The 13,680-nt window shown below is 71.4% G+C and carries 13 protein-coding genes; 11 read left to right on the top strand and 2 right to left on the bottom strand.

Features of this window, described 5'->3' with window-relative positions; translation table 11 throughout:
• Positions 1–6: 6 nt before the first annotated feature.
• The 11 genes from IE326_RS07780 (at position 7) to IE326_RS07730 (ending at position 11,853) form a co-directional block, all read left to right on the top strand.
• Positions 7–900, top strand: a complete 894-nt coding sequence (locus IE326_RS07780) for an N-acetylneuraminate synthase family protein (RefSeq protein WP_030754255.1) — start codon at positions 7–9, stop codon at positions 898–900.
• Complete coding sequence (locus tag IE326_RS07775; RefSeq protein WP_190041145.1) at positions 897–2,225, top strand: hypothetical protein; 1,329 nt, start codon at positions 897–899, stop codon at positions 2,223–2,225. Before IE326_RS07780 ends, IE326_RS07775 begins: the two co-directional genes overlap by 4 nt.
• A gap of 116 nt (positions 2,226–2,341) precedes the next feature.
• Positions 2,342–3,553, top strand: coding sequence for an amidohydrolase (locus IE326_RS07770; RefSeq protein WP_190041144.1), 1,212 nt, complete (start codon positions 2,342–2,344; stop codon positions 3,551–3,553).
• A gap of 262 nt (positions 3,554–3,815) precedes the next feature.
• Complete coding sequence (locus IE326_RS07765; protein WP_150231012.1) at positions 3,816–4,868, top strand: BMP family lipoprotein; 1,053 nt, start codon at positions 3,816–3,818, stop codon at positions 4,866–4,868.
• Between the two features lie 216 nt (positions 4,869–5,084).
• A complete protein-coding gene (locus tag IE326_RS07760; protein ID WP_150231014.1) occupies positions 5,085–6,716 on the top strand; it encodes an ABC transporter ATP-binding protein in 1,632 nt (543 codons plus the stop codon).
• Complete coding sequence (locus IE326_RS07755) at positions 6,713–7,831, top strand: ABC transporter permease (protein WP_150231016.1); 1,119 nt, start codon at positions 6,713–6,715, stop codon at positions 7,829–7,831. The genes IE326_RS07760 and IE326_RS07755 overlap by 4 nt, the downstream gene beginning before the upstream one ends.
• Entirely contained in the window at positions 7,828–9,090 is a 1,263-nt protein-coding gene (locus IE326_RS07750; protein ID WP_150231018.1) for an ABC transporter permease, read from the top strand. Before IE326_RS07755 ends, IE326_RS07750 begins: the two co-directional genes overlap by 4 nt.
• The gene (locus tag IE326_RS07745; RefSeq protein ID WP_150231020.1) at positions 9,087–9,491 is read left to right on the top strand and encodes a cytidine deaminase; all 405 of its coding nucleotides are present in this window, start codon (positions 9,087–9,089) and stop codon (positions 9,489–9,491) included. The genes IE326_RS07750 and IE326_RS07745 overlap by 4 nt, the downstream gene beginning before the upstream one ends.
• Before the next feature lie 85 nt (positions 9,492–9,576).
• Positions 9,577–10,854 carry a thymidine phosphorylase gene (locus IE326_RS07740; protein WP_190041143.1) on the top strand — a complete coding sequence of 426 codons (1,278 nt, stop codon included), beginning with the start codon at positions 9,577–9,579 and terminating at the stop codon, positions 10,852–10,854.
• A gap of 110 nt (positions 10,855–10,964) precedes the next feature.
• On the top strand, positions 10,965–11,543 hold the full coding sequence (locus tag IE326_RS07735; RefSeq protein WP_190041142.1) for a Uma2 family endonuclease: 579 nt from the start codon (positions 10,965–10,967) through the stop codon (positions 11,541–11,543).
• 43 nt (positions 11,544–11,586) lie between these two features.
• Positions 11,587–11,853: an STAS domain-containing protein gene (locus IE326_RS07730; RefSeq protein ID WP_229915241.1), complete on the top strand. Its 267-nt coding sequence runs from the start codon at positions 11,587–11,589 to the stop codon at positions 11,851–11,853.
• 4 nt (positions 11,854–11,857) lie between these two features.
• On the opposite strand, the gene IE326_RS07725 is transcribed toward IE326_RS07730, so the two are convergent.
• Positions 11,858–12,829, bottom strand: coding sequence for a sigma-70 family RNA polymerase sigma factor (locus IE326_RS07725; protein ID WP_190041141.1), 972 nt, complete (start codon positions 12,827–12,829; stop codon positions 11,858–11,860).
• 81 nt (positions 12,830–12,910) lie between these two features.
• A complete protein-coding gene (locus IE326_RS07720; protein ID WP_150231028.1) occupies positions 12,911–13,618 on the bottom strand; it encodes a L,D-transpeptidase family protein in 708 nt (235 codons plus the stop codon).
• Between the last annotated feature and the right edge of the window lie 62 nt (positions 13,619–13,680).

Here is a 13,680-nt window from a genome sequence, read left to right as displayed (position 1 = left end):
ACCACCATGAGCACCCGTCTGCGCACCCTCGGCCCGAAGACCGCCGGTCCCGGTCAGCCCGTCTACATCTGCGGCGAGATCGGCATCAACCACAACGGCGACCTCGAGAACGCCTTCAAGCTGATCGACGTGGCCGCCGAGGCCGGCTGCGACGCCGTCAAGTTCCAGAAGCGCACCCCGGAGATCTGCACCCCGCGCGACCAGTGGGACATCGAGCGCGACACCCCCTGGGGCCGGATGACGTACATCGACTACCGCCACCGCGTGGAGTTCGGCGAGGACGAGTACCGCCAGATCGACGAGCACTGCAAGAAGCGCGGCATCGACTGGTTCGCCTCCCCGTGGGACACCGAGGCCGTCGCCTTCCTGGAGAAGTTCGACGTCCCGGCCCACAAGGTCGCCTCCGCCTCGCTCACCGACGACGAGCTGCTGCGCGAGCTGCGCGCCACCGGCCGCACGGTCATCCTCTCCACCGGCATGTCGACCCCGGCGCAGATCCGCCACGCCGTCGAGGTCCTCGGCAGCGCGAACATCCTGCTCTGCCACGCCACCTCCACCTACCCGGCCAAGGCCGAGGAGCTGAACCTGCGCGTCATCCAGACGCTCCAGGAGGAGTACCCGAACGTCCCGATCGGCTACTCGGGCCACGAGACCGGCCTCCAGACCACCCTCGCGGCGGTCGCCCTCGGCGCCACCTTCGTCGAGCGCCACATCACCCTCGACCGCGCCATGTGGGGCTCGGACCAGGCCGCCTCCGTCGAGCCGCAGGGCCTGGAGCGCCTCGTCCGCGACATCCGCACCATCGAGGCCGCGCTCGGCGACGGCGTGAAGAAGGTGTACGAGTCGGAGCTCGGCCCGATGAAGAAGCTCCGCCGGGTCCAGGGCCTCGTCTCCGCATGACCGGCCGGCTGGCGTTCGTGGAGAGCCCCGTCCAGCTCCTGAACGTCCTGGAATGGGCGCACGCGCGCGGCCGGGGCCCCGTCCCGGCCGCCGCCCCCGCGCCCGCCCCCGGGCCGGACGCCGCGGCGGCCCCCGCCCCGGTGTCCGGCCCCGGAGCCGGTTCCTCCTCCGGCCCGGCGCCCGGCTCCGGTACGGGCTCGGGTCCGGGTGCGGGCTTCGGCTCCGGGCCGGCGTCCGGCCCCGGTACGGCCTCCGGCTCCGGTACGGCCTCCGGCCCCGGCGCGGCGTCCGCCACGGACCCCGCCCCCGCCCCGGCGTCCGGCGCCGCCGACGACCTGAAGGACGCCGCCGACGACCTGAAGATCGTCGTCCTCTCGCCGACCGACCCCATGTCCCGGGGGCAGCTGCGCCGGATGGCCCAGCTCGCCCGCGACGAGGGCTTCGCCGTGCACTGGCAGGAGGCGCGGGCCGGGCGCGGCGCGCTCGTGCGGACGCTGCGGGAGCTGGGCGGGCCGCTGCGCGCCGCCGACCGGGTGATCGTCGGCGACCCCTTCTCCCGCTACGTCCAGCTGCTGCTCACCCTCTTCGGCCCCCGGCACGTCACGGTCGTCGACGACGGCACCGCGACCATGGAGTTCGCCGCCCAGCTCGCGGGCGGGGAGCGGCTGGTCCGCTGGCACCGCAAGGGCGACCTCGGGCCGCGCGAGCTGGTCCTCGCCCCGGTCACCTCGATGGCCCGGCGCCGGCTCGCCCCGGGCCCGGGCAGGACCGTCGAGATCTTCACCTCGCTGCCCGTCCAGGCCCCGCCCGGCACCGAGGTCACCGCGAACTCCTACGCGTGGACCCGGGACCGCTTCGGGCCGCCCGCCCTCACCGGCGGCGCCGACCTCGTGGGCACCTCGCTGGTCGAGACCGGGGTGGTGGACGCGGACCAGTACCTGCGGGTCGTCGGGCGGCTCGCCCGCGCCCACGGCGCCACCCGCTACTTCGCCCACCGCCGCGAGAGCCCGGAGAAGCTGCACCGCGTCGCGGTCGAGGCCGGCCTCCAGGTGGTCCGCCCCGACCTGCCGCTGGAGCTGATCGCCCGGCGCGGCCCCATCGGCTCCACCGTCGTCAGCTTCCCCTCGACCGTCGTGCACACCCTGCCGCTGGCCCTCGCGGGCACCGGCGTGAAGGTGGCCGTCTGCGAGATCGAGCCCGAGTGGCTGCGGGCCACGGCCTCGCCGCGGGCCCAGGGATTCCTGGCGGGCGTGGCCGGCACGGCGTCGGGGGCGGACCGGCTCGCCCCGCGCGGCCCGGGGGCCGACCGGCTCGAATTCGGGTGACCATACCCATACGGAGTGTGTCCCATGCACGGCAAACCGAGAATCTTTCCCCTAACGGGCTGAACTTTTCGTGATCAACGGGCAGTTGATCACCGGATGGGCCTACGCTTCAAAGGGTGAACCAGTTGAAGTCCCGTGAGCCCGGATCCGCCACCCTGCCCGGAACGCTGTCCTCCGCCCTGCGCGACGAACTGATCGCCTTCCGCAGGGACTTGCACATGCACCCGGAGCTCGGCAACCAGGAGTTCCGCACCACCGCCGCGCTCAAGGCCCGCCTGGAGGCGGCCGGCCTCGCGCCGCGCGTCCTCCCGGGCGGCACCGGGCTCACCTGTGACATCGGAGCGTGGGACGGCGGCCGCCCCATGCTCGCCGTCCGCGCCGACCTCGACGCCCTGCCCATCCCGGACGCCAAGACCGTCGCGTACCGCTCGACCGTCCCCAACCGCGCCCACGCCTGCGGCCACGACGTCCACACCACCACCGTCCTCGGCGCCGGCCTGGTGCTGGCCGAGCTGGCGCGCGAGGGCCGGCTGCCCCGCCCGGTGCGGCTGATCTTCCAGCCCGCCGAGGAGGTGCTGCCCGGCGGCGCCGCCGACGCGGTCGCCGCCGGCGTCCTCGACGGCGTCGGCCGGATCATCGCCGTCCACTGCGACCCCAAGGTCGACGCCGGGAGGATCGGCATCCGCACCGGCCCCATCACCTCGGCCTGCGACCGCCTGGAGATCACCCTCGACGGCCCCGGCGGCCACACCGCCCGCCCGCACCTCACCACCGACCTGGTCACCGCCGCCGCCCGGATCGCCACCGACGTGCCCGCCGTGCTGGCCCGCCGGGTCGACGCCCGCTCCGGCCTCTCGGTCACCTGGGGCCGGATCGAGGCCGGACACGCGCCGAACGTCATCCCGCAGCACGCCGAGCTCTCCGGCACCGTCCGCTGCCTCGACCTGCCCGCCTGGCGCGACGCCCCCGACCTGGTGCACGCCGCCGTCGACGAGATCGCCGCCCTGCACCGCGCCAAGTCCACCGTGAACTACGTCCGCGGCGTCCCCCCGGTCGTCAACGACCCGGTGGTCGTCGAGCTGCTCCGGGACGCCATGACGGCCCGCTGCGGGGCCGACTCGGTCGAGGACACCGAGCAGAGCCTCGGCGGCGAGGACTTCTCCTGGTACCTGGAGCACGTGCCCGGCGCGATGGCCCGGCTCGGCGTCCGCACCCCCGGCGACCCGAGGGTCCGCGACCTCCACGCGGGCGACTTCGACGTGGACGAGCGGTGCGTCCGGACGGCCGTCGAGCTCTTCACCGCCGCCGCGCTGATCGACGCCGGCTGACCCGTTCGGCCCCCCGGGCGCCGCTCTTCCCCGCACCGGCGGAAGGGCGGCGCCCGCCGCCGTTCCGGGGGGAGTCGTCTCGGCTGATGACACGGGGTTGATCCTTGATCGCGAAGCGTGTACGGGTACTGTGAACCCGGGTTCGCGTCGATACGGTAACGACTCATGAACGGGTCTTTAACTGACATCTACGCGCGTTACGATCGCCGCAAAGCCAGCGCCGGAAGAGGCGCTTTCGGTCAGTCTTGAAGGGACCCTCCTCTTGCGCCGGATCACCAGGATCACCACCGTGGGCATCGCCTCCGCGGCGCTCGCGCTCTCCGCCACCGCCTGCGGCAAGTCCTCGAACGACTCGGGCTCCGGTTCCGACTCGAAGGCCGCCAAGGCCGCCATCGCGTACGACATCGGCGGTCGCGGCGACCAGTCCTTCAACGACGCCGCCTACGCGGGTCTGAAGAAGGCCGAGGACGAGCTCGACGTCAAGGGTGCCGAGGCCGAGCCGTCGGCGGGCGAGGGCGACGCCGACAAGGTGCAGCGCCTCACCTCGCTGGCCCGCGCCGGCAACAACCCGGTCATCGGCGTCGGCTTCGCCTACGCCCCGGCCATCAAGAAGGTCGCCGAGCAGTTCCCGGACACGACCTTCGGCATCATCGACGACACCTCGGTGACCGGCAAGAACGTCGCGAACCTGGTCTTCAACGAGGAGCAGGGCTCCTACCTGGCCGGCGTCGCCGCCGCCAAGGCGTCCAAGAGCGGCACCGTCGGCTTCATCGGCGGCGTCGAGGTCCCGCTGATCAAGAAGTTCGAGGCGGGTTACGTCCAGGGCGTCAAGGACACCAACCCCAAGGCGAAGGTGCTCACCCAGTACCTGACCCAGCCCCCGAACTTCGACGGCTTCGCCAAGCCCGACCTCGGCAAGGCCGCCGCCCAGGGCCAGCTCGACAAGGGCGCGGACGTCATCTACGCCGCCGCCGGCCTCGCCGGCTCCGGTGCCATCGAGGCCGCCTCCAAGGCCGGCAAGTGGTCCATCGGCGTCGACTCCGACCAGTACAACCAGGCCGGCCTGAAGGCGTACAAGGACTCCATCCTGACCTCGGTCACCAAGGACGTCTCCGACTCCGTCTTCAACCTGATCAAGTCGGTCAAGGACGGCAAGCCGCAGACCGGTGAGATCCGCTACGGCCTCGCCACGGACGGCGTCGGCCTGGCCGACTCCAACCCGAAGTACAAGTCGATGACCGACCTGATCGCCGCCGTGGACAAGGCGAAGAAGGACATCGTCGACGGCAAGATCACGGTCAAGACCACCCCGTAAGCACCGCAGGTCACGACCCTGTCGCCGCGGGCCCGGCCCCGGTGGGAACCCCCACCGGACCGGGCCCCGGCCCCATTCCCGTACGGGTTTTCACTTTTCGGCAGCGCTACGCGTGTAGATGTCGCACCGGCACGATAACTTCGCCCCGCCCTGCCCTCCGCTCCCACTCCTTCCGGCCAAGGAGAGTGCGTCATCAACGCGTCCAGCCCCCCCGCCGTGGAACTCCACGGCATCACCAAGCGCTTCCCCGGCGTCGTCGCCAACAAGGACATCGCGATCACCGTCCGCAAGGGCACGGTCCATGCCCTCATCGGTGAGAACGGTGCCGGCAAGTCGACCCTCATGAAGATCCTCTACGGCATGCAGAAGCCGGACGAGGGCACCATCGCCATCGACGGGGAGCAGGTCAGCTTCTCCAGTCCCGGTGACGCCATCGCGCGCGGCATCGGCATGGTGCACCAGCACTTCATGCTCGCCGACAACCTCACCGTCCTGGAGAACGTCGTCCTCGGCGGCGAGAAGCTGTACGGCATCGGTGCCAAGGCCCGCAGGAAGATCCAGGAGATCTCCGACGCGTACGGCCTCGGCGTCCGCCCCGACGCCCTCGTCGAGGACCTCGGAGTCGCCGACCGGCAGCGCGTGGAGATCCTCAAGGTCCTCTACCGCGGCGCGAAGATCCTCATCCTCGACGAGCCGACCGCCGTGCTCGTCCCGCAGGAGGTCGACGCGCTCTTCGACAACCTGCGCGAGCTCAAGGCCGAGGGCCTGACCGTCATCTTCATCTCGCACAAGCTGGGCGAGGTCCTGAAGGTCGCCGACGACATCACCGTCATCCGGCGCGGCACCACCGTCGGCACCGCCGACCCGAAGACCGCCACCACCAAGCAGCTCGCCGAGCTGATGGTCGGCAGCGAGCTGCCCTCCCCGGAGACCCGCGAGTCGACCGTCACCGACGTCGCCATGCTCAAGGTCGAGGGCCTGACGCTGACCGAGAGCGGCGCCGCTGCCGCCGCCCCGCTGACCACCGCCGCCCCGCCGGACCCGTCCGGCACGGTCTCCCTCCAGGAGATCGGCGCCGGCCGCAAGCTCCTCGACGACGTCTCGCTCACCATCCACAAGGGCGAGATCCTGGGCATCGCGGGCGTCGAGGGCAACGGCCAGACCGAGCTCATCGAGGCCCTGATGGGCATGGCCACCCCCGACGCGGGCGTCATCACGCTCGACGGCGAGGACATCTCCAAGGTCTCGGTGCGCAAGCGCCGCGAGGGCGGCATCGGCTACATCCCCGAGGACCGGCACCGCCACGGCCTGCTCCTGGAGGCCCCGCTCTGGGAGAACCGCATCCTCGGCCACGTCACCGAGGCGCCCAACTCCAGGCGCGGCATCCTCGACCCGAAGGCGGCCCGCCAGGACACCGAGCGGATCGTCCGCGAGTACGACGTCCGCACCCCGGGCATCGACGTGACCGCGGCCTCCCTCTCCGGCGGCAACCAGCAGAAGCTGATCGTCGGCCGCGAGATGAGCCACCACCCCAAGTTCCTGATCGCCGCCCACCCCACCCGCGGCGTGGACGTCGGCGCGCAGGCGCAGATCTGGGACGCGATCCGCGACGCCCGCCGCGAGGGCCTGGCGGTGCTGCTGATCTCCGCCGACCTCGACGAGCTGATCGGCCTCTCCGACACCCTCCGGGTCATGTACCGCGGCAAGCTCGTCGCGGACGCGGACCCCGCCACCATCACGCCCGAGCAGCTGGGCTCCGCCATGACGGGCGCGGCCACCGGCCGCCTCGAAGGCGGCGACGAGCGGCCCGAGCAGCCCGAGCAGTCCGAAGACGGTGACGCCCGATGATGAAATTCGACAAGGACAAGCTGATCATCGGGGCCGCGGGCCCGGTGCTCGCGCTGGTCTCCTCGTTCGTCCTCACCATGCTGGTGCTGCTCGCCACGGGTCTCGACCCGATCGAGCCGATCCAGCTGATGATCGAGAACGCCGGATACTCCGACATCCAGGTCCTCATCATCAACCAGACGGGGATCTACTACCTGGCAGCCCTGGCCGTCGCCATCGGCTTCCGGATGAACCTCTTCAACATCGGCGTCGACGGCCAGTACCGCCTCGCCGCGATGCTGTCGGCCGTGGTCGGCGCCGCCGTCGAGCTGCCCGGCCCGCTGCACATCCTGCTGATCGTGCTCGTCGCGGCCCTCACCGGCGCCTTCTGGGCCGGCATCGCCGGCATCCTGAAGACCACCCGGGGCGTCTCCGAGGTCGTCTCGACGATCATGCTCAACGCCATCGCGACCTCCCTGATCGCCTGGCTGATCCTGCCGAAGAACCTCGGCGTCCAGCCCCAGGGCTCCAACGACCTCACCACCGGTGAGATCGCCGAGTCCGGCTGGTTCCCCGGCATCGACATGGGCCAGGGCAACGGCGAGATCTACGGCTTCACCTTCGTCGCGCTCGCCCTCGGCGTCGTCTACTGGTTCGTCCTCAACCGCACCCGCTTCGGCTTCGACCTGCGCGCCACCGGCGAGAGCGAGTCCGCGGCCCAGGCCAGCGGCGTCGACGCCAAGAAGATGATCCTCACCTCGATGCTCATCTCCGGCGGCCTGGCGGGCCTCTCCGGCATGCCCACGCTGCTCGGCGACACCCACACGTACAGCCTGTCGTTCCCGGTCGGCGTCGGCTTCACCGCCATCACGATCGCCCTGCTCGGCCGCAACAACCCGGTCGGCATCCTCTTCGCGGCCCTGCTCTTCGCGTTCCTCGACAAGGCGTCCTCGTCGCTCGACGTCGAGGGCTACCCGAAGGAGATCACGCAGATCATGCAGGGCATCATCGTGATCGCCGTGGTCGTCTCCTACGAGCTCGTCCGCCGTTACGGCACCCGCCGCCAGCAGCAGAAGGTCGGCGAGGAGCTGGCCGCCGGCGGCGCCATCAAGACCGACAAGGAGGTCTCGGCATGAGCACCGACACCGTCGCCAAGCCGAGCGCCGCTCCGAAGAAGCCCGGGCGCCGCAAGCTCACCTGGCCCTGGATCCTGCTGATCGTCGCGGGTGCCCTCGTCCTCTTCTCCCTCGTCCGCGTCGTCTCCGGCGCCGACGACCTCACCTCCGTCGGCCAGGTCTCCGGCGCGCTCCAGCTCGCCATCCCGATCGGCCTCGCCGGCCTCGGCGGCCTGTGGTCCGAGCGGGCGGGCGTCGTCAACATCGGCCTCGAAGGCATGCTGGTCCTCGGCACCTGGTTCGGCGCCTGGGCCGGCTACCAGTGGGGCCCCTGGACGGGCGTCGTCGTCGGCCTCCTCGGCGGCGCGCTCGGCGGTCTGCTGCACGCGATCATCACCGTCACCTTCAACGTGAACCACATCGTCTCCGGTGTGGCGATCAACATCCTCGCGGTCGGCTTCACCCAGTACCTGTCGAACTTCACGTTCGCCGAGGCCGAGGGCGGCTCCTCCAAGCAGTCCCCGCGCATCGACCCGATCACCGACATCACGATCCCGGGCCTCTCGGACTGGCTGGAGACCCTCCAGCAGAAGCACTGGTTCCTGGTCTCCGACCTCGCCGGCATCCTCGGCGGCCTGGTCACCGACCTGTCGCTGCTCACCGTCGTCGCGATCCTGCTGGTCCCGGCCACCTGGTGGGTGCTGTGGCGCACGGCCTTCGGCCTGCGGCTGCGCTCCTGCGGCGAGAACCCGGTCGCCGCCGAGTCCCTCGGCGTCAACGTCTACAAGTACAAGTACATCGCCGTCACGATCTCCGGCGCCCTCGCGGGCCTCGGCGGCGCCTTCCTCGCGATCGTCTCCACCGGCATCTACCAGGAGGGCCAGACCGGCGGCCGCGGCTACATCGGTCTCGCCGCCATGATCTTCGGCAACTGGATGCCGGGCGGCATGGCCATGGGCGCCGGCCTCTTCGGCTTCACCGACAGCCTCAAGATCCGCGGCGGCGCCGAGAACGTCCACGCGCTGCTGCTGCTCGTCGCGATCCTGCTGGTGCTCGCCGCCGCCTGGCAGGTGTACAAGAAGAAGTACGTGCCCGCCGTGATCGCCGCCGTCTTCTCGGCCGGCTTCTTCCTCTGGTACGCCCTCACCGACCAGGTCCCGAGCCAGTTCGTCGACGCCGCCCCGTACATCACCACCCTGCTCGTGCTGGCCCTGTCGGCGCAGCGGCTGCGGATGCCGAAGGCGGACGGCCTGCCCTACCGGAAGGGCCAGGGCAAGTGACGGGCGGTCTGGCCGAGGCCGGCTGGGAAGCCCTGCGGACGGAGGCCCGGGCCGCGATGGCCCGTGCCTACGCCCCGTACTCGGGCTTCCCGGTCGGCGCGGCGGCCCTCGTCGACGACGGGCGCACCGTCTCCGGCTGCAACGTCGAGAACGCCTCCTTCGGACTCGGCCTGTGCGCCGAGTGCGGTCTGGTCTCGCAGCTCCAGGCCACCGGCGGCGGCCGGCTCACCCACTTCGTGTGCGTGGACGGCCGGGGCGAGCCGCTGGTCCCCTGCGGGCGGTGCCGGCAGCTCCTGTACGAGTTCGGCGGCCCCGAGCTGGTCCTGGAGACGCCCGCCGGGCTGCTGACCCTGGCGGAGATGCTGCCGCAGGCGTTCGGCCCGGACCACCTCGCCAAGTAGCACCTCGGAGCGGCCCTTCCGGCACCATGGGAGGGGCCGCTCCTCCCGTTCCCCCCTCTATGCGCGTAGAAAGAGGCACCACGACATGGACGTCATCTCCGTCATCCGGACCAAGCGGGACAAGGGCGAGCTGAGCCCGGAGCAGATCGACTGGGTCATCGACGCCTACACCCGCGGCGCGGTCGCGGACGAGCAGATGTCGGCCCTGGCCATGGCGATCCTGCTCAACGGCATGAACCGCGACGAGATCGCCCGCTGGACGGCGGCGATGATCGCCTCCGGCGAGCGCATGAACTTCGACGCGCTCTCCCGCCCCACCGCCGACAAGCACTCCACCGGCGGCGTCGGCGACAAGATCACCCTCCCGCTCGCCCCGCTCGTCGCCGCCTGCGGCGCGGCCGTCCCGCAGCTCTCCGGCCGCGGCCTCGGCCACACCGGCGGCACCCTCGACAAGCTGGAGTCCATCCCCGGCTGGCGCGCCCTGCTCTCCAACGAGGAGATGCTGCACGTCCTCGACACCACCGGCGCGGTCATCTGCGCCGCCGGCGACGGCCTCGCCCCCGCCGACAAGAAGCTGTACGCGCTCCGCGACGTGACGGGCACCGTCGAGGCGATCCCGCTCATCGCCAGCTCCATCATGTCGAAGAAGATCGCCGAGGGCACCGGCTCCCTCGTCCTCGACGTCAAGGTCGGCACCGGCGCCTTCATGAAGACCATCGAGGACGCCCGCGAGCTGGCCTCCACCATGGTCGCCCTCGGCACCGACAGCGGCGTGAAGACGGTCGCGCTCCTCACCGACATGTCGACCCCGCTCGGTCTCACCGCCGGCAACGCCCTGGAGGTCCGCGAGTCCGTCGAGGTCCTCGCCGGCGGCGGCCCGAAGGACGTCGTCGACCTGACGGTCGCGCTCGCCGCCGAGATGCTGGCCGCGGCCGGCATCGAGGACGCCGACCCGGCGAAGGCCCTCAGGGACGGCTCCGCGATGGACGTCTGGCGCCGGATGATCGCGGCCCAGGGCGGCGACCCGGACGCGGCCCTCCCGGTCGCCCGCGAGCAGCACGTCGTCACGGCCCCGTCCTCGGGCGTCCTCACCCGCCTCGACGCGTACGACATCGGCATCGCCGCCTGGCGCCTCGGCGCGGGCCGCGCCCGCAAGGAGGACCCGGTGCAGGCCGGCGCGGGCGTCGAGCTCCACGCCAAGCCGGGCGACACGGTGACGGCGGGCCAGCCCCTCCTCACCCTCCACACCGACACCCCGGAGAAGTTCGACTACGCCCTGAAGTCCCTGGACGCCGCCTGGGACATCGCGCCCGAGGACACCGCCTTCGAGCCGACCCCGATCGTCCTGGACCGCATCGCGTAAGGATGGCCCTGGCATGTGCCAGTGACGCCTTCGGGTGAACGGGACCGGTGGACCCCCACCGGTCCCGTTCGGCATGCTGGGCTCGGTGACGACCGAATGAGGAGCACACCATGAGCGCACTCGCTGCCGAGGCCGGGCAGGGCTGGGACGACGTCGTCCGCCTCTGGCACGAGATGGACTGGCCCGAGGGCTGCAAGGTGGAGATCATCGAGGGGATCATCACCGTGGCACCGTCACCTGCCAACCAGCACAACAGCATCGCGGAGAAGATTCAGCGTCGCCTGTACAAGGTGATTCCGGAAGACTGGGGCGTCTACCAGACGCAAGCAGTCGCGGTTCCGGCGCGATCGGGCATGTACATCCCTGATCTCCTGGTCGCGCCCGAGACCGCACTGCGAGAGCCCGGCCACTCCATCCCCGCCGCGGAAGCGGAGCTGGTCGTGGAGATCACTTCGCAGTCGAACGCGAACCACGACCGCATCGCGAAGGTCGCCGGCTACGCGACGGCCGGCGTACCGCTCTACCTCCTGGTCGACCGCTGGGCGCCGGGCGGGCCGACGGTCACGCTCTACGGGCAGCCCGCGTCCGACGTCTGTCGCGTCCTGAGCGCCGCCCCGTTCGGCGAGAAGATCCACCTCCCCGCGCCCTTCGACCTCACCCTCGACACCGCCGAGTTCCCCTCCGCCTGAGCTCGCCACGATGAGTTCCGGCGCTCCGGCCGGTCATCCCCACGTGGACACCAGTCAGCCCCTCGTCATGAGCCTCCCCGCCGGACCGACCCGCGAGGAGGTAGCCCGGCTCTGCGCCGAGCTGGCCGCCGCCCCGCCCGGGGAGGTGCGGTGCCGGATCGACCCGCACGCGGACGGCCTCGCCGCCGTCGACGCGCTGGCCCGCCTCGCGCTCGCCGCCCGCCGCCGGGGCCACCGGCTGACCTTCCACGGAGCAGGGCCCGGACTCACGGCCCTGCTCCGCCTCACCGGCCTGGACGAGGTGCTGTGAGGGACTACGCCTCCAGGCGCTCCGGCAGGTCGAAGAGCGGGAACCAGCGCGGGGTGTCCAGGAAGAAGTCCATCCCGGCCACCTTGCCGTCCCGCACCTCCAGGACGATCAGGGCCCACGGGCTGTAACCGCCCTCCGGGTCCGGGTGGTAGTGGGCGAAGGCCGGCGAGCCGTTGGCCACGGTCGGGACCAGCTTCGAGCCGCGGCACACGTCGCCGACGCCCAGCATCCAGCCCACGATGTCGTCGTGACCCCGGAGCCACAGGTCGAACGGCGGCATGGTCATGGTCGCGTCCTCGTGGAGGAGCGCGGTCAGCGCCTTCATGTCGTAGCCCTCGAAGGCCGCCACGTACCGCTCCAGGAGCGCCTGCTGCTCCTCGTCCAGCGGGTTCGCCGCGTCCGACTCGGCGGGGGCCTGCTCGGCGATGGTCGCCCGGGCCCGCTGGAGCGCGCTGTTCACCGAGGCGACGGAGGTGTCCAGCAGTTCGGCGACCTCGCTCGCCTTCCAGGCCAGCACCTCGCGCAGGATCAGCACGGCCCGCTGCTTGGGCGCCAGGTGCTGGAGCGCGGCGACGAAGGCGAGCCGCACGGTCTCCCGGTGCAGCGCCGCCTCCGCCGGGTCGCCGGCGGTCGGCATGACCCGCCCGTCGGGGATCGGCTCCAGCCAGGTGATCTCCGGCTGCTTCACGAGCTGCGCCTGCGCGACCGGCGTCGGCCCGGACAGGTCCATGGGCCGCGCCCGCTTGTTCCCCGCGCTGAGCGCGTCGAGGCAGACGTTGGTGGCGATCCGGTACAGCCAGGACCGCAGCGAGGAACGCCCCTCGAAGGAGTCGATCGCCTTCCAGGCCCGCACCATCGTGTCCTGCACCGCGTCCTCGGCCTCGAAGGAGGAACCGAGCATCCGGTAGCAGTAACCGGTCAGCTCGCGCCGGTACTTGTCGAGTTCGTCGGTCGTCACCACGGCGGTATCACTCATCGCGTCCCCACTCGCCCCTCACCGGCGCCGGGGTTCGGCACCGGTGAGAGCGAAGCTACCGCAGCGCACCGACAGCCGGGGTCAGGTTCCCGGCTTGCGCCCGTAGACGTAGACGTCGTCGCCGTTGCGCAGGAGGTTCCAGTACGCCTTGGCGTCGGCGGAGCGCATGTTGACGCAGCCGCCGGAACCGGGCGGGTTCCACATGGACTTGGTGGTGGAGTGGAAGGCCTGCCCGCCGTCGAAGAACTGCGAGTACGGCATGGAGACGTTGTAGAGCGTCGACCAGTGGTTGATGTTCCGCCAGTAGATCTTCTTCAGGCCGGTACGGGTCTCGGTGCCGTCCTTGCCGGTGCGGACCGGCACGGGACCGTACTTGAGGCGCGAGCCGTCCTGGATCCAGCTGAGCTGGCGGGTGAGGTCCACGCAGGCGATCCGGCCCCGGTTCGTCGGACACTTGCGGTCCTTGTTCGGGTTGGTGCCGGCCGCCTTCTGCTGGATCATCGTGTTCATGGTGCGCCAGGTCAGCGGGCCCGCGTACCCCACGGTCGGGGTGATGCCGTGCTTGCGCTGGAAGGCCTGGATCGCCTGGCAGTCGCCGAGCGACTGGCGCCCGTCGACGGTGCGGCCGAGGAACTTCTCGACCTGCTTCTGGTAGGGCCCCGTCGTCACGTTGCACGACGCGGCCTGGGCCGGTGCCGCGCCCAGCACGAGCGCGGCCGGCACGAGCAGCGAGGTGAGGCCGGCGGCTATGCCGGCTCTCTTCCCCGCCCGGAGCGTGAATCCGTTCATGATCGTCAACTCCCCCTTGAGTCCTGACCCTTACGACGCCGGGGGAAGTCCGTCAGTTGCAC

The organism is Streptomyces filamentosus (assembly GCF_014654895.1).
In the GTDB taxonomy this organism is placed as follows: Bacteria; Actinomycetota; Actinomycetes; order Streptomycetales; family Streptomycetaceae; genus Streptomyces; species Streptomyces filamentosus.
Note: the sequence above shows the minus strand (reverse complement) of the source record. Positions and strands in the feature narration are given on the sequence as shown.

What these genes read in the sequence shown, in the direction of transcription:
- IE326_RS07780 (WP_030754255.1), top strand. Translation starts at nt 7, where the DNA reads ATGAGCACCCGTCTGCGCACCCTCGGCCCGAAGACCGCCGGTCCCGGT.
- IE326_RS07775 (WP_190041145.1), top strand. Translation starts at nt 897, where the DNA reads ATGACCGGCCGGCTGGCGTTCGTGGAGAGCCCCGTCCAGCTCCTGAAC.
- IE326_RS07740 (WP_190041143.1), top strand. Translation starts at nt 9,577, where the DNA reads ATGGACGTCATCTCCGTCATCCGGACCAAGCGGGACAAGGGCGAGCTG.
- IE326_RS07750 (WP_150231018.1), top strand. Translation starts at nt 7,828, where the DNA reads ATGAGCACCGACACCGTCGCCAAGCCGAGCGCCGCTCCGAAGAAGCCC.
- IE326_RS07725 (WP_190041141.1), bottom strand. Translation starts at nt 12,829, where the DNA reads ATGAGTGATACCGCCGTGGTGACGACCGACGAACTCGACAAGTACCGG.
- IE326_RS07720 (WP_150231028.1), bottom strand. Translation starts at nt 13,618, where the DNA reads ATGAACGGATTCACGCTCCGGGCGGGGAAGAGAGCCGGCATAGCCGCC.
- IE326_RS07735 (WP_190041142.1), top strand. Translation starts at nt 10,965, where the DNA reads ATGAGCGCACTCGCTGCCGAGGCCGGGCAGGGCTGGGACGACGTCGTC.
- IE326_RS07755 (WP_150231016.1), top strand. Translation starts at nt 6,713, where the DNA reads ATGATGAAATTCGACAAGGACAAGCTGATCATCGGGGCCGCGGGCCCG.